Genomic DNA, 22338 nt, shown 5'->3' on the forward strand with positions numbered 1-22338 from the left:
GTGCAGCTCCTTGCGCTGTGCATGTGTGGGACCTACTTGGGACTGTGCGTTCAACTACGGTCTGCAGCCCGTCGATTGCACACCGTAAGTATCGTTGGTCCCTGCACTCACATACGCCCCTACGGGTGACGATCACCTGTTCCGGGGAACAGTTGATCGCCTGTTCGGATCAGGCCCAGCTCGGCCAAGTCCTGCGGGCGCAAACGCAGTTGACCGGCCGTAGCCTCGATCTCCTCCGGCGGGCGCTTCAGGATCGCCGCCGCCGACTCCGGCGCGATGACGGAGAAGTAGCTGTCCGGGGTGGCCCAGGTGCGGCCGGGCGCGGCCAGGGCCAGCGCACCGCCCGAGCCGCCCTCGCCGATCACCAGCGTGGTGATGGGCGTACGCGCCGACGCCACCGCGCCGAACAGGCCGGCGATCGCGGCCCCCACCCCCTGCCGCTCCGCCTCCGCGTCGTTGGCCGCGCCCGGCGTGTCCACCAGAGTCAGCACCGGGACGCCGAGCCGGTCCGCGAGGCGGATCAGCCGGGTGGCGGTGCGGTACCCGGCGGGCCGGGTCGCGGTCCCCGTCTGGGCGGCGTAGGCGACCGTCCGCCCCGCGTGCTCGCCGAAGCCGCAGACCATGCCGCCGGGGTCGGTGCCGCCGCAGCGGTCGCCGGACAGGGTGACGCGATCGGTGAAGTAGGCGTCCAGATACGCGCCCGCGCGCGGCCGTTCCGGGTCGCGGGCCCGCCGCACCGCGTCCCACCCGCCGACCGGCAGATCGCTCGCCCCCAGCGGCGCGGGCACCGGCGCCGGGTCGCCCGACGGCGCCGCCAGCAGCCGCAGCCACCGCCCCAGCGTGCCCCGCAGCTCCCCGAGCGGTACGACGGCGTCCGCGCTGCCCGCCGCCACCTGCGCCTCGGCCGTGTACGCCGCCGGGTCGGCGTCCGGCGGCCGGACCCGGGAACCGGCGAAACCGACCTGGGCGCCGGGCAGCGCCAGGACCACGTCGGCGCCCGCGCCCAGGGTCGCCCAGCCGCCCCCGGTCGCCGGGTCCCGCACCACGGCGAGCTGCGGCAGCCCGGCCTCCCGGGTGAGCGCCGACTGCCGGGCCACCCGCTGGAGCTGGGTCAGCGCGAGCATCCCCTCCTGCATCCGGCTGCCGCCGGTGGCGACCAACGGCACCACCGGCAGCCGGTGTTCACGGGCGTAGGCGTACGCCGCCACCAGCCGGTCGCCGGTGCGCCCGCCCAGCGAGCCGCCGAGGAAGCCGAACTCGAAGGCCGCCAGCACGGCCGGGGTGCCCTCGACGTGCCCGGTCCCGCACACGACGGACTCCTCCTCGCCGGTGCGTTCGGCGGCGCGGGCGCGGGCGGCGTCGTAGCCCTGCCAGCCGAGGGGGCCGTCGGGCCGCCAGGTCCCGCCGGGCCGGGGCAGTTCGGTGAAGTCGTCGCTGAGCAGGGCCAGGAACTCGCGCGCGCGGGGGCGCTCAGCCATGGGACAGCGCCCGCTTCATGATCTTCCCCATGTCGTTGCGGGGCAGGGCGCCGAGGTGGTGGACCACCCGGGGCCGCTTGTGCGGGGCGAGCCGGGCGGCGACATGGGCGGCCAGTACTTCGAGGGCCGGTGGTGCCTTCGGGTCGGCCGGGACGATCCACGCCACGATCCGCTCGCCGAGGTCCGGGTCGGGCTCGCCGGTGACCGCGGCCTCCCGCACCCCCGGGTGCTCCAGCAGCGCGTTCTCGATCTCGCCGGCCCCGATCTTGTAACCGCCGCTCTTGATCAGGTCGGTGGCCTTGCGGCCGACGATGCGGACATGGCCGTCGGGGTCGCGCACCGCCATGTCGCCGGTGCGGAAGAAGCCGTCCTCGGTGAAGGCGGCGGCGGTGGCGTCCGGGCGGTTCAGGTACCCGGTGAACAGGTTCGGGCCGCGCACCTGGATCTCGCCGACGCTCTCCCCGTCCGGCGCGGCGATCGGTGTGCCGTCCTCCTCCACGAGCCGCAGCTCCACGCCCGGCAGCGGCAGGCCCACCGTCCCGGGGCGCGGCTCGCCGGCCGCACGCTCACCGGGCCGGGAGTCCGGGGGCGTCCACAGGGACGAGCACAGCATCAGCGTCTCCGTCATGCCGTACCGCTCGACCACCCGGCGGCCGGTCGCGGCGGCGATCCGCTCGTGGTCGTGCACGGGCAGCGCCGCCGACCCGGACACCAGCAGCCGGGCCCCGGAGAGGGCCTTCGCCAGCTCCGGGTCGCCGGGCAGGGCCTCGGCGATCCGGTGGTACATCGTCGGCACCCCGAACAGCATGGTCGCGCCGTCGTTCAGCTCCCGCGCCACGCCCTCGGTGGAGAACCTGCCCAGGTGCCGCACGGATCCGCCGCGCCGCAGCGGCCCGAGGACGCCCAGCACCAGACCGTGCACATGGAACAGCGGCAGCCCGTGCACCAGCACGTCGTCGCCGGTCCACCCCCACGCGTCGGCGAGCGCGTCCAGGGTCGTGGCGAGCGAGCGCCGGGGGATGACGGCGCCCTTGGGCGGGCCGGTGGTCCCGGAGGTGTAGACGACGAGGGCGGGATCGTCGTCGCCGGCGTGGTCCTCGGGGATCGGTCCGGCGGCGTCGGCGTCCACGTCGAGGCGCTCCAGGGCGGCCAGGGCGGGCGGGAGTTCACTGCCCGGGGGCGCCAGGACGAGCGAGGGGGCGCTGTCGGCGAGGATGTGCGCGAGTTCCTTGTCGCCGGACTTCGGGTTGAGCGGTACGGCGGGGACGCCGGCCAGCAGCGCCGCCACCACGGCGACGGCGGTCTCCACCGCCGGTGCCGCCCAGACGGCGACCCGCTCGGCGGCCCCGATCCGCCGGGCGGTGGCGCCCGCGGCGGCGGCGAGGGCCGCGTACGTCAGTGAGCGCTCGCCGAACCGCAGGGCGGGCCGGTCGGCCGCGGCACCGGCCGGGGCGGGGGAGAGGGCCGGGAAGAGAGAGGACACGTGTCGTACTCCTTGGCTGTTGCTCACGGTTGCCGGTCGTCCTGGGTGGGTCTACCCGCTCGGGCACCGCCGCCACGACGTTCCGCCGTACATCATCGACCGCCGGAGGACCGCCGGAGGACCGCCGGAGGAGACGCCCGCGGTCCGCGTCCGGCGCGGCGCCGGCCGGGAACGGGCCGTCGGCAGGGGCACGCCCACGCCCGGGGCGACCCGGGCGGCACCGGGCCGGCCGAGTGGGCGAGCCGTCCGGCCGCCGCGCGCCCGGTGTTACGCTCCCGGCCACCGGGGGACGAAGCTCGCCGAACCGGCCGCCGAGCGCCGCACCGGGACCCCGCGCCGGCCCGGAAGAGGAACGCCCGCCATGGTTCGCATAGCCCTTGTCACCTGCCGCCCCGGACCCCGGACCAGCGTCGACCGGGACCTCCCGGTACTGGTGCGGGCGCTGGAGGAGGCGGGGGCCCGCGCGTCCGCCGAGGTGTGGGACGACGACGGGGTCGACTGGGGGTCCTTCGACCTCGCCGTGATCCGCTCGACCTGGGACTACAGCTGGCGAGCCGGCGAGTTCACCGCGTGGGCCGACAAGTGCGGCAGGGCCACCCGGCTGGCGAACCCGGCCGGTGTCGTGCGGTGGAACACCGACAAGCGCTACCTCGGCGACCTCGCGGCGGCCGGCGTGCCCACCGTCCCGACCCGCTATGTCGCCCCCGGCGAGGCGCCCGGTCTGCCCGGCGACCACGAGTACGTCGTCAAGCCCACCTCGGGCGCCGGGGCCCGCTTCGCCGCCCGCTACACACCCGACGAGCACGCCAGGGCCCTGCGGCAGGTGGAGCGGATGCACGCCGAGGGCTTCACGGCGATGGTGCAGCCCTACGTGCGCGCCATCGACACCGCGGGCGAACGGGCGCTGCAGTTCGTCGGCGGGCGCCCGCTGCACGCCAGCCGCAAGGGCGCCGTCCTCACCCCGGGGACGCCCTACGACGAGCGGAAGGTCGCGCACCCGGGCCTTGCGCCCTGGACCCCGACCCCGGCCGAACTCGCCGTCGCCGAGAGCGCCCTGGCCGCCGTACCGGACGGCCCCGAGCTGCTGTACGCCCGTGTCGACCTGGTGGACGGGCCGGACGGGCGGCCGCAGGTGATGGAGCTGGAGCTGGTCGAGCCGAACCTCTTCCTGTGGCTGCACGAGCGGTCGCTGCCCCGGGTGGTCGAGGCGGTGCTCGAAGCGGCTACCCGCCGACCGCCGTCCGCTGGAGCAGCCCCCAGGTGAACTCCGCGACCACCTCGCGCGGTACGCCGTCCCGGTCCGGGGCGCTGAAGGCCAGCGCCCAGCGGGTGGGCGCCGAGCCCTGGAGCGGCCGGGCGGGGGCGAAGGCGCGGGCCGCCTCGTCGACCGTGCAGGACCAGGGGGTGAGATCGTCCAGGGTGCGCAGCTCGGGGCCCTCGGCGCCCGGGGCGCGCACCAGCCACTCGTTCCAGACGGCGCCCCCGTCGGCGACGAGCACCTCGAAGCGCAGGTCCGGCCAGAGGGGGAGCGCCCACTGCCGGGCCTCGCACTCCAGGTCGCCGATCCTGCGCGGAACCGACGACTCGGGTTCACCGAGGACGGAGCGGTAGCGGGAGGCGGCCGAACGGGACCGCGGGGAGCGGAGCATCGCCTGCCAGCGCTTGTTGGCCTCCCGCATCTGCGCGGGCGAGGCGCCCAGTTCGCGGCGGGCGTCCTCGACCTGGCCCGGGTTGTGGTCGGCCATGCGGCGCAGCAGCACCAGCTGGAAGTCGCGCGGGGTGAACGGACCGGCGGGACCGTTGGGAGTGGGGAGGGGCATGGGCACCATCGTGGACCATGGACAGGGACCGTGGCCGGCACGCCCGCCCATTGCCCCGGCAAACACGGTATGAGTAGCCTGTGTTCGCCATTCCGATCGTCTGTTGAAATCTCGAACATCGGGTTTTTCGACCGCAGGCGCCTGAGACACCTAGGGAGGGGGCCGGACATGGGACGTCTCGTACCAGCCGTGACCCGGGCTCTCGACATACTGGAGCTGTTCCTCGACGGGGACGGCACGCTCTCCGCACCCGACATCGTGCGCCGGCTCCAGTTGCCGCGCACCACCGTGCACGAGCTGGTCACCACGCTCGCCGCACGCAAGTACATCGTCCCCGTGGCCGGGCAGCCCGGACGGTACCGGCTCGGGGTGCGCCCGTACCAGCTCGGCGCCCGCTACGCCGAGCACCTCGACCTCGCCGCCGAGGGCCAGCAGGTCGCCCGGACCGTCGCCGAGACCTGCGACGAGACCGTGCACGTGGCGATCCTGGAGGACACCAACGTCATCTACATCGCGAAGGTCGACTCCACGCACGCGGTGCGCATGGTGTCGGCGGCCGGACGCCGGCTGCCCGCGCACTGCACCTCCGTCGGCAAGATGCTGCTGGCCTCCCTCCCCGGGCCGGAGGTCACCGCGCGCTTCCCCGACGGTGCCGAACTGACCGCGATGACCCCGAACAGCATCACCGACCCGGCCGCCCTGCGCGAGGCCCTCACCGCGATCCGCGAGCGCGGCATCGCGGTGGAGAGCCGCGAGTCCAACCCGGACGTGTCCTGCGTGGCCGCCCCGGTCCGCGACCGCACCGGCCGGGTCGTCGCCGCGCTGTCGATCTCCGTGCCGATGATCCGCTGGAGCGAGGAGCGCCGCGCCGAGCTGGAGCAGCTCGCCGCCAAGGGCGCCGCCGACCTGTCCGAGCGGCTCGGCCACCGGAGCGCGGCATGACGAGGCCGGCCGGCCCGGCGTGGGAGGTGGCCGTCGACGCTCGGGCGGCCCTCGGCGAGGGCCCCACCTGGGACCCGGCGACCAACCGCCTGCTGTGGATCGACATCCTGAACTCCCGTGTCCACACCCACGATCCGGCCACCGGCCGGCGCACGGTGCGCCGCACCGGCCAGCACGTGGGCGCGGTCAAGCCCCGGGCGGGCGGCGGGCTCGTCCTCAATCTGCGGGACGGGATCGGGCTGCTCGACGCCGACGACACCTTCCACTGGCTGTACCGGGAGGCCGTCCCGGGCCGCCGAGGCAACGACGCCGCCGTCGCACCCCACGGCAGCCTGTGGGCCGGCACCATGCGCTACGACGAGGCGGCCGGCGGCGGCACCCTGTCCCGGATCGCCGGGGACGGCACGGCCGAGGTCCTCCTGGACGACGTGACGGTGAGCAACGGCACCGGCTGGAGCCCGGACGGCCGGCTGATGTACTACAACGACACACCCACCCGCCGTGTCAACGTCTTCGACACCGACGCCGCCGACGGCCGGATCACGGGCCGCCGCACCCTGGCCGTGATCGAGGACGGCGCGGGCTTCCCCGACGGCCTCTGCGTCGACGCCGAGGGCTGCGTCTGGGTCGCCCTGTGGGACGGCGGCGCGGTACGCCGCTACACCCCGTCGGGCGACCTGGACCGGGTGGTCGCCCTCCCCGTGCCCCGCGTCACGGCCTGCGCCTTCGGCGGCCCCGGCCTGACCGACCTGTACGTCACCACGGCCCGGGTGGGCCTGCCGGACCCGCACCCCCTGGCGGGCGCGGTCCTGGTGGTACCGGACGCGGGCCGGGGGGTGCCGCAACCGGCGTTCGCGGGCTGAGCGCGGGGTCCCTCGGGGCCGGCCGCCCGCTCACACCCCCGTGCGGTCCAGGCCCGCGAGCACGCTCCGCTCGCCCGGGGTCAGCGGGGGCCCGGCCAGGGGCGGGAGCGGGGGACCGGCCAGGGCGGCGAGGACCGCGGCGGGGTGGAACACGCGGGCCGGGGACGCGCGCATGCTGGTGACGTCCCAGATCGCCGAGGCCGCCGGGTAGGAGCTGGTGGCCGCCCTCGCCATTCGCCGGGTGTACGCCGTCCCGAGGCGGTCGGCGACGCCCGGCCGCCGCGCGCCGCGCACATTCGGGTAGAGGACGTCCTGGCCGACGGCCATGGACCACGCCGCGTCCACCGACCGCGCCGCGCCCCGCAGCACCCGCCGGGCGAGACCGGCAGCGTCCAGGCCGTCGGCCCGGCCCAGCTCCCGGCCGAGGACCCGCGCGCCGAACGCGGCCACCGACATGCCCTGCCCGTACGCCGGGTTGAAGGTGCCCAGCGCGTCCCCGAGGACCACGAAGCCCTCCGGCCAGCCCGGCACCTTGTCCAGATACCGCCGCACGTTGCTGGTCGACCGGCTCAGATGCACGTCGGTGAGCGGCTGCGCACCGGAGATCAGCCGCCCCACGACGGGGTCGGGCAGTTCGAGCGTGTAGCGCAGGAACTCCTCGGGGTCCGCCGACGGTTCACCGCCGCGCGAGCCGCCGCAGCTCACCAGCCAGCGGCCCCCCTCGACCGGCATGACCATCGCGCTCCGCGCCGGCCTGGACACGTAGGGGTTGGCCTGCACGATCGTCAGCGGGAACCGTTCCGCGCCGGCCGGCACCCGGTACACGCGCGACGCGTTGACCAGCCCGGAGTCCACGGTCCTGGTGCGCACGCCGGACACCCCGAGCCCGTCGAGCCAGTTGACGACCCGGGTACCGCGGCCGCTCGCGTCGACGACCAGGCCGGCGTCGAGGTCCGTGTCCCCGCCGGGCGCCGCGATCCGCACCCCGCGCACCCGCCCCGCCGATCCGGTCAGGCCCACCACGGCCGCCCTGCGGATCTCGACCGGGCACTGTTCGAGGACCGCGGCCCGTACCGTCCAGTCCACCAGGGCGCGGGTGCACGTCAGCATGACGGGCCCCTCGCGCCGCCACCGCCGCAGCCAGCCCTCGGGGGTGAGGGCCAGCATGTCCGAGGCCAGGGATATCTCGTGCGCCCCGGCGGCGAGCAGCCGTGCGCGCACGCCCGGCACGATCTCCTCCATGGCGGCCAGCCCGCCGGCCATGAGCAGGTGCGCGTGCCGCCCCTGCGGCAGCCCACGGCGCGGCTCGGGCCCCTCGGGCAACTCGTCGCGCTCCACCACGACCACCTCCTCCGCTCCGGCGGCGGACAGCACGGCCGCGGCCAGCATGCCGGCCAGTCCGGCACCGATGACGACAGCTCTACGCGACATGGGGCTCCTCGGGTTCAGCCATTGGTTCCGGACAGGCCGGACAGGGAGGACGGCGCCGTACCGTCGGGCGCGGCGGCAGGGCCGGGCGGGCGGCGCAGCGCCTGCGCCAGTTCCACCAGCCCGCTCGGGCCGGTGACCTCGGTGGCGTGCAGCCGGTACGTACCGGCGGTCTCGGGCGGTTCCTCACGGGCGGCGGCCCGGCGCGCGGCCTCGGTGAGCATGGCCGCCTCCGCCGCCAGCCGGGCCTCGTGCGGGGAGCGGCCGGTGCGCAGGGCGGTCTCCCGCACCCGCTCACGGACCCCGTGGTCGAAGTAGGGCGCCAGCGCGAGCAGGGCGTCGTGGATGGACACCTCGCGCCACTGGAGCCGGGCCCGCGGAAGCTGCCACCAGGCGGTCGGCGGCTTGGGGGCGGTGGACACCGACCGCACCAGGGACCACAGCGGGTCCAGCCGGCGGTAGTCGCCAAGACCCCGCCAGTGGGCGGCCAGCGGCGGCAGCAGCCTCGGCAGCGCGAATCCCGCCGAGCACAGCACCGCGCCCAGCGAGGCCAGCGGCGGGGCCACGCTGGTGGACAGGAAGTCGAGGTCGTGCCCCGTCCAACGCGCCACGACCGCGGTGTACTTGGTCAGCTGGAACCCCACCACGTCGAGCAGCGCGCCCAGCAGGATCAGCCGTAACCCGGTCCGCAGCAGACCGCCCACCTCGCGGCCCCACTTGACGCAGACGGCGCACATCACCAGCATCGCCGCGCTGTGCCCGAGCAGGTACAGCAGGATCATCTCCCGCATGAACGGGGTGCCGGCGTAGTAGGTGTCGAGATCGGTCAGCCGCTCGGTGTCCGAGTCGGCGAGGGTGAACAGCACGACGATGGCGACCACCAGCAGACCGTAGGCGGCCATGCTGCGCAGCACCATCCGCCGCACCAGCCGGCGCGGGCCGCCCCGCCAGTTGATCAGCAGCACCAGCACGGCGCAGCTGTACGCGGAGAGCATGCCGTAGGTCAGCGGGGCACCGAAGTTGGGGACGCCGGTGAGTTCGTTGACGGCGGCGAGGGTGGCGGGGGCCGCGCAGACGAAGACCAGGGCACCGAGGACGATCGCCACGCAGGTGGACAGGGTCAGCGGGTTGCGCAGGGCGGTGCGCGGGCGGCGGAACAGCAGCACGGAGGAGGTCATGCCGAACACCAGGGCCGCCAGATACACGACGAGACTCATGCCGGACAACTCCTCTCGCGGTGGCCTTCGCCGGCCCGCCCGCCCCGGTCGTCGACGCGACCGCCGCCGCTCACGCGGTTCCCGCCGTGGTCGTACCGGTCGGCACCGCGGGGGCCGGCGGGGGCACCGGCGCGGTGCCCGCCAGCACGTCGGCGATCCGGCCGAGGGCCGCCGGGCCGGGGGCCGGCTCCGGGGGCCGGCCGGTGCCGTCGGGCGGCGGCGCCTGCCGGCCGGGGGCCGCCTCGCTCCGTACGGCGGCGGTGATCACGGCGGCCCAGGCGGTCGCCTCGGCCCGCTCCGGATCACCCGTGGCCCTCAGCACACCGGCGTGGGTACGGTCGTACAGGTCCCGGTCGAAGTACGCGGCCAGGTGGCCGAGCGCGTTGTGGATGCTGGTCCGGCGCCACATCAGCCGGGTGGCGGGCGAGGCGAACCGGGGCCTGGGCAGCCGCAGGGCACGGCGGGTGAGCAGGTCGTCCAGCGTCCGCTCCAGGGGCCCGAGCCGGGCGTACGTCCGCCCGGCCCGCCGCCACTCGGCCACCCGGGGCGCCGCCAGCGGGACGAGCACCCCGACGACCGTCAGCTGCGCGCCGAGGGCGGCGGCGGCCGGGGAGACGGTGGTGCCGAGCGCCGACCAGTCGTGCCCGGACCAGCGCGCGGCCACCGCGACGAGCTTGGTTCCGCTGTAGCCGGCCCCGCTCAGCGCGCCGGTGCCCAGCAGCATCAGGCCCGCCCGCAGCCCGCCCCGCACCCGGCGCGCCCAGCGCAGCGCGGACACCGTGGTCACGCTCACGGCGGTGAGGTGCGCGAGCAGGTACAGCACGATCATCTGGGCGATGAACGGGGTTGTCGCGTAGTAGGTGTCCAGGTCGGTGCGGCGCTCCACGGGCGCCTTGCCGAGGGCGAAGGTCACCGCGATGCCCACGAGCACCACCGCGTAGGCGAGCGTCCAGCGGCGGGCGGTGCGGCGCACCCGGGGCCCGCCGCGCCAGTGGACGACGAGGACCTGGGAGGCCGCGCAGTACCCGGTGATCGCCGCGTAGGTGAGCGGGGCCGCGAGGTTGGGCACGCCGCTCAGGTCGTTGACCGCGCCGACCGTCGGCGGCGCCCCGAGCAGGAAGCACAGCCCGGCCGTCCCCAGCACCGCGCAGATGGCCCGCAGATAGGGATCGTGCCGGTGGCGCAGCAGGTCGGGGGCCTTCACGACCAGGCCGAGCCACAGGGCCCCGCAGGAGACGTAGTTGATCAGGCCGTTCATCTGGTCGTCCCGCGGTAGTTGAGCGCCGCGCCGATGCGTCCGGCGAGGTCGCGCGGGTGCTCGGGGTCGCCGTCCCCGGCGGCGAACACCGGGTCGGCGGAGGCCTCCAGCCAGGTGCGCAGCCGAGTGCCCATCAGCATGCCGAAGCGGTCCGCCTCCTGCTCCTCGGCCAGGCTGAAGTCGGTGCGCGCGGCGACCGGCCGGGGTCTTCCGGCGGCGGCCGGGTCCGGCTCCGCCGGTCTGCGGTTCATGTGCCACACCTCGTGGCAGAAGATGACGATCTGGTGCCAGACGGCGGCGCGTTCGTCCACCACCACGTCGTCGTGGCTCTCCCGCTCCAGCCACAGTCCGCTCGCGGTGTGCGGCGGGAACGCCGCCCGGTGTACGACGACCTCGCGTCCGCGCCACGCGCTCACGGAGGCGACGAGCGCGTCGAACAGGACCTCGGGGTCGGCCGGTACCGCCACCCGTATGGGGTCGACGAGGGCGTCCGCCAGACGACGCATCTCCTTCCTGGTCCGCACCGCTGTCTCCCCGTTTCCCGTGACCGCCCCACCGCACCCAAGGCCGTTCGAGCCTACGCGGGTCGATGTGTCCGCGTCATGCGAGCGACGCCCACGGACCGTCCCGCGACGCGTTCTTGGCCGAGTTCTTGTCCGGGTTCTTGTCCGATCCATTGACGTGAAAGCGCTTCCCACCTACGGTCCCGTTCGAAGTTACGGGCGGTATTCGACATCCCGAACAATCGGGTCGAGTCATTCGAGCAATCCATGAGCAGATGGGGCAGGGCATGGGACGACCTGGCCTGGATCGCAGGCAACTGCTCGCCGCTGCGGGCGGGCTGACGGTCGCCGGGAGCTTCGGCTTCGCGGCGCTCGGTACCGGAGCCGACGCGCTCGCCTCCGGGGCGGACACCCGGGTGCGCTACTGGAACCTCTTCAGCGGCGGCGACGGATACAACATGATCGCGATGCTGGACTCCTTCCGCGAGGACAACCCCGGCATCGGCGTGAAGGACTCCACCCTCCAGTGGGGCAGCCCCTTCTACACCAAGCTCGCCATGGCCGCAGCCGGCAACCGCGCACCGGACCTCGCCGTCATGCACCTGGGCCGCGTCACCGGCTTCTCGCCCGGCCGCCTCCTGGACCCCTGGGACACCGGCCTGCTCGCCAAGTACGGCGTGCGGGAAGACGACTTCAGCCCCGAGCTGTGGAAACGCGCCGTCGTCGACGGCAAGCTCTACGCCCTCCCCCTCGACATCCACGTCCAGCTCTGCTTCTACCGCAAGGACGTGCTGAGGAGGGCCGGCCTGCTCGGCGCCGACGGGCGGATGGTGCCCGTGACGTCCACCGACGAGTGGTTCGACGTACTGAAGCGGGCCAAAAGGGCCACGCGGAAGGGGTTGCAGACCATCGGCCTGTGGCACAACGACCAGAACTTCCAGTGGTGGTTCTTCGTCGCCTTCTACACCCAGCTCGGCGGCACCTGGTTCGACGCCGCCGACACCGAGGTCACCTTCGACACCGACAAGGCCGTCCGGGTACTGGAGTTCCTGCGGCGGCACATCACCGACGGATACGCCGACCCGCGCTTCGGGGCCGGCGCGGGCGCCGAACAGTTCGTCAACGGCGCCCCCTTCGTCTGGGAGGGCAACTGGTCCGTGCCGGTCTTCGACGCCGCGAAGGCCGACTACGGCGCCACCCCGCTGCCGCCCGTCTTCGGCAGGCCGGCCACCCACGCCGAGTCCCACTCCTTCGTCCTGCCGCACCGGGCCGGCCGCGGCGGCGCCGCCGACGAGGGCGCGCACCGGCTCGCCGCCTACGTCGTCAGGCACGCCCGGCAGTGGGCGGCCGGCGGACACATCCCCGCCTACACACCGACACTGTCGACGGCCGCCTACCGGAGGCTGGCCCCGCAGAACGAGTACGTCACCGCGATGGACCACCAGGCCACCGAGCCCAAGGTGTGGTTCGCCGGCTCCACCGGCATCCTCGCCCAGCGCGTCGGACCCGTCGTCGTCTCCTCGACGACCGGCTCCGCGAAGCCCGAGGCGGCCGCCCGCCGGATGAAGGACACGCTCACCCGGCTGCTCGCCATGAAGAACCCGATGGACGGCCGCACCGCCGCCCAGGGAGGTGCCGTCGCATGACGACGACCGGCGCCGAGACGATCGCCCGCCCGGCGCGCGCGGGGACCGCCGCGGGCGGCGCCACCGTCCGCCGCGGGCAGGGCCTCCAGCACGGCGGCTGGTTCGTCGCCCCCTTCCTCGCCCTCTTCGCGCTCTTCGTGATCTGGCCGCTGCTGCGCGGCCTCCATCTCAGCCTCACCGACGCCAACATCTCGGGCGACGGCGCGGACTTCGTCGGCCCGGACAACTACCGCGAGGCCCTGAAGGACCCGCTGGTGTGGCAATCGCTCGGCCACAGCGCCTACTTCACGCTGCTCGTCGTGCCCTGCATCACGGTCCTCGCCCTCCTCCTCGCGCTGCTCGCCCACCACATCGAACGCGGCAAGTGGCTGTGGCGGCTGTGCTTCTTCCTGCCGTTCCTGCTGCCGTCCACCGTCGCCGCCAACCTGTGGCAGTGGCTGTTCAACCCCGGCACGGGAATGATCAACCACGTCTTCGGCATCGAGACGCCCTGGCTGACCGACAAGTCGTACGCGATGCTCGCCGTCGTCATCACCACCCTGTGGTGGACGGTCGGCTTCAGCTTCCTGCTCTACCTCGCCGCGCTCCAGGGCATCCCCGTACACCTCTACGAGGCCGCCGAGCTGGACGGCGCCAACGCCCGGCAGCGCGTCCTCCACATCACGCTGCCGCTGCTGCGCAACATCACCGGGCTCGTCGTCGCCCTGCAGATCCTCGCCTCGCTCCAGGTCTTCGACCAGGCCGTGGTGATCCAGGACTTCGGGCCGGGACCCGAGGAATCGACCCGCACCTTCGTGCAGTACACCCTCGAACAGGGCTTCACCAGCTACCGCGTGGGCTACGCCTCCGCGATCTCCCTCATCTTCTTCGTGCTCATCGCGGCCGTTGCCCTCGTACGCGTGTGGCTGCTGCGCAACCGTGAGGAGGGCGGCCGATGACCACCGCCGAGGCCCGGACCAGGACCCGCCGCGCCCGGCCGGGCGGCCAGATCGTGCTCACCCTCCTCGGCACCGCCGTCTCCGCGGTGTTCCTGGCCCCGCTCGCCTGGGCCCTGTTCACCTCGCTCAAGTCGGAGACCGAGGCCGTCGAGGTGCCGCCGCGGTGGCTGCCGAAGGAATGGACCGGCCAGGCCTGGACGGCCGTGTTCGAGACCGGCAACATCACCGACTGGTTCGTCAACTCCCTGGTCGTCTCGGTCTGCGTGACGACGATCGTGCTGGTGGTGAGCGCGCCCGCCGGATACGGCTTCGCCCGCACCGAGTTCCGGGGCAAGGGCGCCCTGATGGGCGTGGTGATGGCGGGCCTGATGGTCTCCCCGGCCGTGCTCGGCGTCCCGCTGTTCACCACCGTCCAGCAACTGGGCATGGTCGACACCTACTGGGGCATGATCCTGCCGCAGTGCGCGCCCGCCGCGATGGTCTACATCCTCTACAAGTTCTTCCAGGGCGTCCCCCGCGAGCTTGAGGAGGCCGCCTTCATCGACGGCGCGGGCCGCTGGCGGGTCTTCCTCACGATCATCGTGCCGCTGTCCCGCCCCTCGCTCGCGGCGGTCGGCATCTTCACCTTCATCAGCTCGTGGAACAACTTCCTGTGGCCCTACATGGTCACCAACAACCCCGACCTGATGACCATGCCGAACGGCATCGCGACCGTCATGAACTCCTACGGCATCCAGTGGGCCCAGCTCATGGCCGGCGGCCTCATGGCGGGTCTGCCGCTGATCGTGGTCTTCGTCTTCTTCCAGCGCCAGATCGTGGCGGGCGTCGCCCACACGGGACTCGCCGGCCAGTAGGGGGCGCAGCCCTCCGCGACCCGCGGACAGGACACCACCCACCGAAAGGAAAAGATGCGCACCGCCCGCTTCACCCTCGACCCCGCCTTCACCGTCGGCGAAGTCAGCCCCCGCCTCTTCGGCTCCTTCGTGGAGCACCTCGGCCGCTGCGTGTACACCGGCGTCTTCGAGCCGGGCCACCCCACCGCCGACGCCGCCGGCCTGCGCCAGGACGTGCTCGACCTGGTCCGGGAACTCGGAGTCACCGTCGTGCGCTACCCCGGCGGCAACTTCGTCTCCGGCTACCGGTGGGAGGACTCGGTGGGCCCGGTGGAGAACCGCCCCCGCCGCCTCGACCCGGCCTGGCGCTCCACGGAGACCAACCGGTTCGGCCTGTCCGAGTACATCGCCTTCCTCAAGAAGGCCGGCCCGCAGACCGAACCCATGATGGCGGTCAACCTCGGCACCCGCGGGGTGGCCGAGGCCGTCGAACTCCAGGAGTACGCCAACCACCCCTCCGGCACGGCGCTTTCGGACCTGCGCGTCGAGCACGGCGACAAGGACCCCTTCGGCATCCGCCTGTGGTGCCTCGGCAACGAGATGGACGGCCCCTGGCAGACCGGCCACAAGACCGCCGAGGAGTACGGCCGCCTCGCCGCCGAGACCGCCCGCGCCATGCGCCAGATCGACCCCGGCGTCGAACTCGTCGCCTGCGGGTCCTCCGGCCAGTCCATGGAGACCTTCGCCGAGTGGGAGGCGACGGTCCTCAAGGAGACGTACGACCTGGTCGACCTCATCTCCCTGCACGCCTACTACGAGCCGCTCGACGAAGACGTCGACTCCTTCCTGGCCTCCGCCGTGGACATGGAGTCGTTCATCGAGAACGTCGTCGCCACCTGCGACCACGTCGGCGCCCGCCTCAAGTCGAAGAAGCGGATCAACCTCTCCTTCGACGAGTGGAACGTCTGGTACATGTCCCGCTCGCAGGCCGAGGTCGCCGCCCTGGACTGGCCCGAGGCGCCGCGCCTGCTGGAGGACAACTACAGCGTCATGGACGCGGTCGTCCTCGGCTCGCTCCTCATCGCCCTGCTCCGGCACGCCGACCGCGTCGCCGTCGCCTGCCTCGCCCAGCTCGTCAACGTCATCGCCCCGATCATGACCGAGCCGGGCGGCCCGGCCTGGCGGCAGACGACGTTCTTCCCGTTCGCCCAGGCCGCCGGGCACGGGCGCGGCGAGGTCCTCGACGTCCGGGTGGACTCGCCGACGTACGAGACGCGCAAGTACGGCGAGGCCGACCTGCTGCACGCCACCGCCGTGCGCGCCCCGGACGGCTCGGTCACCGTCTTCGCCGTCAACCGCTCCCGCACCGAGCCGCTGCCCCTCGACATCACCCTGAGCGGCCTGGAGTTGACCGAGGTCGTCGAGCACAGCGCCCTCGCGGACGCCGACCCGGACGCCCGCAACACGCTCGCCGAGCCGGAGCGGGTCGTTCCGCACCCGGTCGAGGGCACGGCCCTGACGGACGGCAGGCTGACCGCCGCCCTCGAACCGCTGTCCTGGAACATGATCCGGCTGCGCTGAGGCCCGCCCGGGTCAGCGCCGGCCGGGGGAGGCCACCGGTTCCACCCGCACCCCTCCGGCCGCGCTGCCCAGCGGCTCCAGGCGCACCGTCCCCGGGCCCGACGCCGATCCGCCGCCGGAGAGGACCGCCAGCGCCAGGGTGTTGTCGACGGCGCGGGTACGCAGGACGCCGTTGGGCAGGACGAAGGTGTGCGGGCCCGTCCCGCCGCCCACGTACTCGCCCATGTTCCAGCCGTTCAGGAAGACCTGGGCGCGGTGGCCGGGGTCCGGGGCGCCGTCCAGGAGCAGCCCGACCGAGGCGTCGACGTCCGGCGGCACGTCCAGCCGGAAGGCCGTCCGGTACCAGGTCACGCCCTGGAGCCCGTCCTCGCGGGAGAAGGACACCGAGGGCACCGCCTGCCAGCCGCCGGCGTCGTACCCGGGCAGATGCCAGCCGTTGCGCTCCCCGTACAGCCCGCCGTTGTTGAGCGGCCCGCGCACGGGGTCGGGCGCGACGGCGCCCCGCAGCCGCCAGCGCACGTCGGGCGACGCGCCCTCGAAGCCGGCCGACACCAGCCCGCGGGCCGCCCGGTAGGCGTCCTGGTCGTGCTGGGTGCGCCGGACCAGGACGGACAGGACGGCGCGGTCGCCGCCGTCGGGCCTGCCGCGCCGCTCCTCGCGCAGCCGCTCCGGCAGCCGCAGGGCGGCCGTGGCGCTCCATGTGCCCGGCCCCTCCTGCTCCGCGCCGACGCGGTGCGTGCCCAGCGGCTCCCCGTCCAGCCAGGCCATCAGCAGCCCGTGCGCGCCCGTGCGGTAGTCGAGGGACACCGCCTTGAGGCCCGCGGCGCCGGTGAGCCGGCCCCGGTACCAGAACGTCGCCGTAGTGGAAGCCGTAGTCGTCGGCGAAGAGCACCGGCCGCCCCTCGGGCACGGGCGTCGTGCCGTACGACGCCGTGCGGTCGGCGGCCGGCCACGTCCCGTCGTCGAAGCCGGGCCCGGACTCGGGGTTCTCGGCGCGGCGCCGCCAGCCGCCGAGGGCCGGCAGCACCGGCTCGGGCGGGGTGGGCAGCGACGCCCAGGCGGCCCGCAGACTGTGCGCGCGGCTCGGCCAGGTGCGCACCGCCTCGCCGTTCCAGGTGACATCGGTGATGCCGTGCGGCGCCCACACCTCGAGACCGCACTTCTCGACGGTGTCACCGCTCAGCCGGACCGTGGAGCCGTCCAGTAAGACCTCGCGCAGCAGCGCCGGGCCGTGGACGAGGACCCGGCCCGAGGGCGTCCGGTGGGGCCACAGCCGCAGCGAGGCGGTGTCGTCGCCGACGAGCAGCACCAGGGTGCGGTCGCTGTCGCCGCTGCGGATCCGCACCCGGGTCAGCCGGTTCTCGGCGAGCGGCACCATGATGTGGAGCGTGCCGTGGTCGTACGCCCAGGCGGCCTCCTCGTCCAGCCGGGTGGGCCACGGCTCGTGCGGGCAGTCAAGGACCAGGTGCGCCATCTCCCCGGCCCGGCCCACGAAGGCGGCGATGTCCAGCCGTCCAAGGGACATCGAGAGCATGGGCTGCACGGTGGCGTACGCCAGCTTCCGGCCCGCGCCCAGGTCCAGCCCGGTGGCGAGCAGCTTGGCGTCCCCGGCCGGGACGGTGACCTCGACATCGGTTCCGGCCAGCGGCAGCGTCGAGGTCACGTCGGCGGCGGTGTCGTTGCGCAGGACGTAGGCGTGGACGCCGGTGCCCCGTCCGGTCAGGTGCCGCACCTGGATCCGGGCGTCGGCGGCGCGGACCCGCGGCGCCTCCTCCAGGGAGGCGAAGCCGGGGACGTGGTGCTGGAGGTGGCCGAGCTGGTGGAGCGGGGCGAGCCGGTCCGTCGGCCTGCGCGCCTCGTCGAGCACCGCCGTGGGGGCGTACGTCGGGCCGGGCGCGGACGGTGCGGGCAGCCAGCCCCACGAGGTGCCGCCGAACGCGGTGTGGGCCTCGCGCCGGATGCCCGCCTGCGCGAGCCGGGCGAGATGGAACTGCCGCGCCCCGGCGGCGTCCACGGGCTCCTGCGCCGCTCGCCGGGCGGCCGGGGCGTCGTCGTGGAGGAGGGGTACGTCGATGCCGTCGGCGCGGATCCTCTCGCGCAGGCGGCCGGGCAGGACGCCGGGCGCGGCGCCGACCCGGTAGAGCAGGACCGTGCCGGTGCCGCGGGTGAACTGGTGCCGGGAGACGACGGCGTTGACCCGGCCCAGCCACGCGCCGGCGTGCCGCGGACAGGCGGGGCCGGCGGTCGTCGTCAGCCAGCCGGGCAGGCCGCCGGCGTCCACGTCCGCGCCGATGCGCGGGCCGGGGTGGAGGACGACGTACAGGCCGGTCTCGGTGGCCGTGCGCAGGAAGAGGTCCAGGTCGCGGACGCCGGTGAAGTCGTACTCGCCGGGGGCGGGGGAGTGCTGGTTCCAGGCGAGCCGGACGTCGACCGCGTTGTAGCCGTACGCCCGCATCTTCTGCAGCACGTCCCGCCACAGGGACGGGCTCGGCAGCCGGAAGGGGTGCATCTCGCCGGACCACAGCGGCAGCGGTCTGCCGTCGACGCGTACGGAGTCCCCCTTCAGGGTGACCCGGCGGCGTACCCCGTCGGCGCCGGGCGGCCCGGTGAGCGCCGCAGCGGACGCGCCGGCCACGGGCAGCGCCCGGCCGCTCACGCTGCCGCCGAGCCCGAGACCGAGGAGGGTGGTGCCCGCCAGGGCGCTGAATACTCGTCTGCTTAGCTCCAAGGGAGCCTCTCCTGTGCTCTCGCGGGTACCGCGTATCCCGCCGGCGGAGCCGCTCCCGCGGCCGGGGCCGCCGGTGCGGGTGGGTCCGCCGGGGTGCCTGTGCTGGGGGCCATTGTCCACAACCGACCGCACAATGTGCGTATGAGGATCTCGGCGCGGGCGGACTACGCGGTACGGGCGGTGCTGGAACTCGCCGTCCGGCAGGGCGAATCGCCGGTGAAGGCGGAGGACGTGGCCGCCGTGCAGGAGATTCCGCACAAGTTTCTGGAGGGGATCCTCGGGGACCTCCGGCGTGGCGGCGTCGTCGAGAGCCGGCGCGGCGGGGGCGGCGGGTACCGGCTGGCGCGCGAGGCGTCGGCGATCACGGTCGCGGACGTGATCCGGGCGGTGGACGGGCCGATCGTCTCGGTGCGCGGGGAGCGGCCGACGGCACTGGTGTACACGGGCACGGCGGGCCCCCTGCTGCCGCTGTGGGTGGCGCTGCGCGCCAATGTGCGCCGGATCCTGGAGGGCGTGACCATCGCCGACCTCGCGGCCGGTGCCCTGCCGGACCAGGTACGGGAGTTGGCGGCGGAACCGGCGGCGTGGGAGAACCCGTAGGACCGCGCGCACCCCGGCACGACCCGCCCGTTCGCCGGGGCGTCGCCCGTGGCCCGGTGCACTTTTCGGCCGTTGGCCGCCGCCGCTGTGCGGGCCATTGACGCGCAAGGGGTTCGATTCTACGTTCCCGTCCGAAAAGGCGATCGATGTTCGAGATACGGAACAGGAAAGGGAGCGTCCCCACCATGAGCCGCAAGCGCACCGCACTCCTCGCCCTACCCGCCGCCGCACTGCTCGCCCTCGTCCCCACCACGGCGTCGGCGTACCCCGACCCGGGCCGGGTCACCGGCTCCCTCGTCACGCACGACCCGACGATGATCCGCACCGCCTCCGGGCAGTACCTGCTCTACGCCACCGGCGGCGGCATCAGCAGCAAGGCATCCTCCGACCGCACCGCCTTCTCCGCGGGCGCGGACGCCTTCGCCGCCCGGCCGGCCTGGTGGTCCCGGTACTCCGCCGTCCCCGAGGCCTGGGCGCCCGACATCTCGTACCACGGCGGCAAGTACCTGATGTACTACTCCGTCTCGAAGTTCGGCGTGAACACCTCCGCCATCGGGCTCGCGGGCTCCACGAGCGGTGCGCCGGGCAGTTGGAGCGACTACGGCATCGTCCACTCCTCGACCTCCGCCGACGACTACAACGCCATCGACCCGAACCTCTTCGTCGACGACGACGGCAAGTGGTGGCTGTCCTTCGGCAGTTGGTGGACCGGCATCAAGATGATCCGGATCGATCCGGCCACCGGGAAGCAGCTCGCCTCCGACACCGCCCTGCGCTCCCTGGCCTCCCGGCCCTCCGGGACCAAGGCCGTCGAGGCCCCGTACCTCGTCAAGCGCAACGGGTACTACTACCTCTTCGCCTCGTACGACACCTGCTGCGCCGGCAGCAGCTCCACGTACAAGGTCAAGGTCGGCCGGGCGGGCGGCGTCACCGGGCCCTACTACGACCGCAACGGCGTCCCGATGACGGCGGGCGGCGGGATGCCCGTGCTTGAGTCGCACGGCAGCGTCATCGGCCCCGGCGGACAGTCGATCATGAATGATGTCGACGGCGACCTGATCGTCTACCACTACTACGACGGCAACGACAACGGCACCCCGAAGCTCGGCATCAACCTCCTGGACTGGAGCAGCGGATGGCCGGTCGCCCACTGACGCCGCCTGCGGTCCGGGCAGGTGCGGTGCCTCAGCCCGTCTGGCCCATGCCCGCCGGGTTCGGCCAGTTCTGGGGCCCCGGCCAGCCCGTCGCCGGGACCGACTCCAGGCCGTTGGTGCCCCTGACCTGGGCAGCCGTGAGACCGCCGCGGGCCGGGACGCCGGGCGGGGTGGGTCCGGTGGGCGGCGGGTACTGGGCCGCCGGGGCGACCTGGGCGGGCGCGGGGGCCGGAGCCGGGGCGGGAGCGGGGACGGGGCCCTGGGCGGCCATGGGCTGGGGCTGCGGGACCGGTGCCGGGTGGGGGACCGGCACCGGTCCGGGGTACGGCGCCGGCTGGGGGACCGGCGCCTGTTGCGGGGCCTGCCGCGGGACCTGCTGAGGTTCCGCCGGCCCCTGCGGCGCGCCGATGGCGGCCGCCGCCGGGGCGGCGGACGCCGCGGCGGGGAGCGGCATGCCGGTACCGGCGGCCGGAGCGGCGGGGAGCACCGGAGCACCGGAGGTCCCCTCGGCCAGGCCCCGCATGCCCGCCCCGTTGGTCTGGCTCATCAGGCGGTCCACCGCCGCCGTGCCCGAGCTGTAGCCGGTCCCTGTAGCGGGCTCGGGCACGGCGGCTCCCCTCCCGGTCCCGTAGAGCACCTGTTCCAGGCCGGACACCAGCCGGCGCACGTCGGCCTGGGGGCGCACCACGAGACGCAGGAAGCGGCTGGACGAACCGATCTTGTTGCCGCATTCACGGACCAGGACCCGGTGCTCGGTGAGCATCCGGTCCCGGACGACGGTGCCCTCGGCGCCCACGGGAAGGCGCACGAAGAGGAAGTTGCCCTGGGAGGGGTAGACGGTCAGGCCGGGCAGCGAGGAGAGCTGGCCGGTCATCTCCAGGCGGTCGCGGCGCACCTGGTGCAGGCTCTGCGCGTACTCGGTGCCGTGGTTGCGCAGCATGAACACCACGTGCTCCGCGAAGGAGTTGAGGTTCCACTTGGGCAGCATCCCGCGCACCTTGCCCGCGAGCGCCGGGTTGGCGACCAGATAGCCGAAGCGGATGCCGTGCAGGCCGAAGTTCTTGCCGAGGCTGCGCAGGACGATGACGTTGGGGCGCAGCATCGCCTCCTGGACCACGCTGGGGTCCGACTCCGCGTCGGCGAACTCCAGGAAGGACTCGTCGATGACGACCAGGTCCCGGTCGGCCATCGCGTCCATGAACTGCACGAGCGCCTGCTTGTGCAGATAGCCGCCGTCGGGGTTGTTGGGGTTGCAGATCACCACCGCCCGGGTGCCTCTGGCCCGGATGAACTCGGCGTACCGGGCGAGGTCGAGGGCGAAGCCGCTGGACTCCTGGAGCGGGAACATGTCGACCCGCTTGCCGGTCTCCATGGGCTGGTCGGTCCAGCGGCCGAAGGTGGGGACGGGGACGGCGAGCGACTCGCGGACCAGCAGGTGGTCGATCCAGGTGATCAGCTCGGTGGAGCCGTTGCCCATCGCCACGCACTGCGGCGGCAGTTGGAGGAGGCTGCACAGTTCGGCGGTGATGGTGTCGGCGCTGCTCGGGTAGTACGTGATGATGTCGCGCAGCCGGCCGGCCATCTCCTCGAACATCGCCGGGGTGGGGAAGTACGGGTTGCACGGGATGCAGAAGTCCACCGGTCCGGCGCCGGCCTCGTCGCCGCTCTCCCGCGTGAGCGCAGCCATCGACGGGCTGTGCGCCGCGGTGCTGCGGAACAACGAGGTGACGTTGCCGGACAAGTGGACCTCCGTAGGCTGGGTGGCCCGCGCGGGGGAGCGCGGGCCACCCCTACATACGCGGGTGCGCGAGGCGCCGTTCAACGCGTGTGAAGGAAGTGTGCCTTACCTCTGCGCCCGCCCGGAGC

The 22338-nt window shown here is 74.0% G+C and carries 17 protein-coding genes and 1 pseudogene; 9 read left to right on the forward strand and 9 right to left on the reverse strand.

Going from position 1 to position 22338, the window contains the following annotated elements:
- Positions 1 to 119: 119 nt before the first annotated feature.
- Positions 120 to 1478: a carboxyl transferase domain-containing protein gene (locus AC4IHM_RS22775; RefSeq protein ID WP_490868855.1), complete on the reverse strand. Its 1359-nt coding sequence runs from the start codon at positions 1476 to 1478 to the stop codon at positions 120 to 122.
- Positions 1471 to 2961 (reverse strand): acyl-CoA synthetase, encoded by a 1491-nt coding sequence (locus tag AC4IHM_RS22780; protein WP_490868856.1) that lies wholly within the window; start codon positions 2959 to 2961, stop codon positions 1471 to 1473. The genes AC4IHM_RS22775 and AC4IHM_RS22780 overlap by 8 nt, the downstream gene beginning before the upstream one ends.
- Before the next feature lie 361 nt (positions 2962 to 3322).
- On the opposite strand from AC4IHM_RS22780, the gene AC4IHM_RS22785 reads away from it, so the two are divergent.
- Complete coding sequence (locus tag AC4IHM_RS22785) at positions 3323 to 4225, forward strand: ATP-grasp domain-containing protein (RefSeq protein WP_490868857.1); 903 nt, start codon at positions 3323 to 3325, stop codon at positions 4223 to 4225.
- On the opposite strand, the gene AC4IHM_RS22790 is transcribed toward AC4IHM_RS22785, so the two are convergent.
- Entirely contained in the window at positions 4185 to 4781 is a 597-nt protein-coding gene (locus AC4IHM_RS22790) for a hypothetical protein (protein WP_490868858.1), read from the reverse strand. The genes AC4IHM_RS22785 and AC4IHM_RS22790 overlap by 41 nt on opposite strands.
- A 168-nt stretch (positions 4782 to 4949) precedes the next feature.
- Here AC4IHM_RS22790 and AC4IHM_RS22795 point away from each other — a divergent pair, with 168 nt between their 5' ends.
- Together AC4IHM_RS22795 and AC4IHM_RS22800 are read left to right on the forward strand one after the other, a co-directional pair.
- Positions 4950 to 5723 (forward strand): IclR family transcriptional regulator, encoded by a 774-nt coding sequence (locus AC4IHM_RS22795; RefSeq protein WP_490868859.1) that lies wholly within the window; start codon positions 4950 to 4952, stop codon positions 5721 to 5723.
- On the forward strand, positions 5720 to 6586 hold the full coding sequence (locus AC4IHM_RS22800) for an SMP-30/gluconolactonase/LRE family protein (protein ID WP_490868860.1): 867 nt from the start codon (positions 5720 to 5722) through the stop codon (positions 6584 to 6586). The genes AC4IHM_RS22795 and AC4IHM_RS22800 overlap by 4 nt, the downstream gene beginning before the upstream one ends.
- A gap of 30 nt (positions 6587 to 6616) precedes the next feature.
- On the opposite strand, the gene AC4IHM_RS22805 is transcribed toward AC4IHM_RS22800, so the two are convergent.
- The 4 genes from AC4IHM_RS22805 to AC4IHM_RS22820 form a co-directional block, all read right to left on the reverse strand.
- The gene (locus tag AC4IHM_RS22805) at positions 6617 to 8017 is read right to left on the reverse strand and encodes an FAD-dependent monooxygenase (protein ID WP_490868861.1); all 1401 of its coding nucleotides are present in this window, start codon (positions 8015 to 8017) and stop codon (positions 6617 to 6619) included.
- 14 nt (positions 8018 to 8031) lie between these two features.
- Entirely contained in the window at positions 8032 to 9231 is a 1200-nt protein-coding gene (locus tag AC4IHM_RS22810) for an MAB_1171c family putative transporter (RefSeq protein WP_490868862.1), read from the reverse strand.
- Between the two features lie 70 nt (positions 9232 to 9301).
- Complete coding sequence (locus tag AC4IHM_RS22815; RefSeq protein WP_490868863.1) at positions 9302 to 10489, reverse strand: MAB_1171c family putative transporter; 1188 nt, start codon at positions 10487 to 10489, stop codon at positions 9302 to 9304.
- Positions 10486 to 11013 (reverse strand): toxin, encoded by a 528-nt coding sequence (locus AC4IHM_RS22820; RefSeq protein ID WP_490868864.1) that lies wholly within the window; start codon positions 11011 to 11013, stop codon positions 10486 to 10488. Before AC4IHM_RS22820 ends, AC4IHM_RS22815 begins: the two co-directional genes overlap by 4 nt.
- Positions 11014 to 11279: 266 nt before the next feature.
- Between AC4IHM_RS22820 and AC4IHM_RS22825 the strand changes: the two genes are divergently transcribed.
- Genes AC4IHM_RS22825 through arfA form a run of 4 tightly spaced genes read left to right on the forward strand, consistent with a single transcriptional unit; the run spans position 11280 to position 15990 of the window.
- Positions 11280 to 12638, forward strand: coding sequence for an extracellular solute-binding protein (locus AC4IHM_RS22825; protein WP_490868865.1), 1359 nt, complete (start codon positions 11280 to 11282; stop codon positions 12636 to 12638).
- Positions 12635 to 13576: a carbohydrate ABC transporter permease gene (locus AC4IHM_RS22830; RefSeq protein WP_490868866.1), complete on the forward strand. Its 942-nt coding sequence runs from the start codon at positions 12635 to 12637 to the stop codon at positions 13574 to 13576. The genes AC4IHM_RS22825 and AC4IHM_RS22830 overlap by 4 nt, the downstream gene beginning before the upstream one ends.
- Positions 13573 to 14430: a carbohydrate ABC transporter permease gene (locus tag AC4IHM_RS22835; RefSeq protein ID WP_490868867.1), complete on the forward strand. Its 858-nt coding sequence runs from the start codon at positions 13573 to 13575 to the stop codon at positions 14428 to 14430. The genes AC4IHM_RS22830 and AC4IHM_RS22835 overlap by 4 nt, the downstream gene beginning before the upstream one ends.
- Before the next feature lie 54 nt (positions 14431 to 14484).
- Entirely contained in the window at positions 14485 to 15990 is a 1506-nt protein-coding gene (gene arfA, locus AC4IHM_RS22840; protein WP_490868868.1) for an arabinosylfuranosidase ArfA, read from the forward strand.
- Between the two features lie 12 nt (positions 15991 to 16002).
- Here the strand turns inward: arfA and AC4IHM_RS22845 are convergent.
- Positions 16003 to 18499 (reverse strand): annotated as a pseudogene (locus AC4IHM_RS22845) (beta-galactosidase).
- A gap of 360 nt (positions 18500 to 18859) precedes the next feature.
- Here AC4IHM_RS22845 and AC4IHM_RS22850 point away from each other — a divergent pair.
- Complete coding sequence (locus AC4IHM_RS22850; RefSeq protein WP_490868869.1) at positions 18860 to 19318, forward strand: RrF2 family transcriptional regulator; 459 nt, start codon at positions 18860 to 18862, stop codon at positions 19316 to 19318.
- Between the two features lie 185 nt (positions 19319 to 19503).
- Positions 19504 to 20472 (forward strand): arabinan endo-1,5-alpha-L-arabinosidase, encoded by a 969-nt coding sequence (locus AC4IHM_RS22855; RefSeq protein WP_490868870.1) that lies wholly within the window; start codon positions 19504 to 19506, stop codon positions 20470 to 20472.
- 31 nt (positions 20473 to 20503) lie between these two features.
- Here AC4IHM_RS22855 and AC4IHM_RS22860 read toward each other — a convergent pair whose 3' ends face one another.
- Positions 20504 to 22213, reverse strand: a complete 1710-nt coding sequence (locus AC4IHM_RS22860; RefSeq protein ID WP_490868871.1) for a pyridoxal phosphate-dependent aminotransferase — start codon at positions 22211 to 22213, stop codon at positions 20504 to 20506.
- Positions 22214 to 22338 lie beyond the last annotated feature (125 nt).

This window comes from Streptomyces sp. SL06 (assembly GCF_058244745.1).

Coding starts and splice junctions, on each gene's coding strand:
- arfA (WP_490868868.1), top strand. CDS start 14,485: ATGCGCACCGCCCGCTTCACCCTCGACCCCGCCTTCACCGTCGGCGAA.
- AC4IHM_RS22790 (WP_490868858.1), bottom strand. CDS start 4,781: ATGCCCCTCCCCACTCCCAACGGTCCCGCCGGTCCGTTCACCCCGCGC.
- AC4IHM_RS22785 (WP_490868857.1), top strand. CDS start 3,323: ATGGTTCGCATAGCCCTTGTCACCTGCCGCCCCGGACCCCGGACCAGC.
- AC4IHM_RS22810 (WP_490868862.1), bottom strand. CDS start 9,231: ATGAGTCTCGTCGTGTATCTGGCGGCCCTGGTGTTCGGCATGACCTCC.
- AC4IHM_RS22795 (WP_490868859.1), top strand. CDS start 4,950: ATGGGACGTCTCGTACCAGCCGTGACCCGGGCTCTCGACATACTGGAG.
- AC4IHM_RS22825 (WP_490868865.1), top strand. CDS start 11,280: ATGGGACGACCTGGCCTGGATCGCAGGCAACTGCTCGCCGCTGCGGGC.
- AC4IHM_RS22800 (WP_490868860.1), top strand. CDS start 5,720: ATGACGAGGCCGGCCGGCCCGGCGTGGGAGGTGGCCGTCGACGCTCGG.
- AC4IHM_RS22830 (WP_490868866.1), top strand. CDS start 12,635: ATGACGACGACCGGCGCCGAGACGATCGCCCGCCCGGCGCGCGCGGGG.
- AC4IHM_RS22855 (WP_490868870.1), top strand. CDS start 19,504: ATGAGCCGCAAGCGCACCGCACTCCTCGCCCTACCCGCCGCCGCACTG.
- AC4IHM_RS22850 (WP_490868869.1), top strand. CDS start 18,860: ATGAGGATCTCGGCGCGGGCGGACTACGCGGTACGGGCGGTGCTGGAA.
- AC4IHM_RS22805 (WP_490868861.1), bottom strand. CDS start 8,017: ATGTCGCGTAGAGCTGTCGTCATCGGTGCCGGACTGGCCGGCATGCTG.
- AC4IHM_RS22775 (WP_490868855.1), bottom strand. CDS start 1,478: ATGGCTGAGCGCCCCCGCGCGCGCGAGTTCCTGGCCCTGCTCAGCGAC.
- AC4IHM_RS22815 (WP_490868863.1), bottom strand. CDS start 10,489: ATGAACGGCCTGATCAACTACGTCTCCTGCGGGGCCCTGTGGCTCGGC.
- AC4IHM_RS22835 (WP_490868867.1), top strand. CDS start 13,573: ATGACCACCGCCGAGGCCCGGACCAGGACCCGCCGCGCCCGGCCGGGC.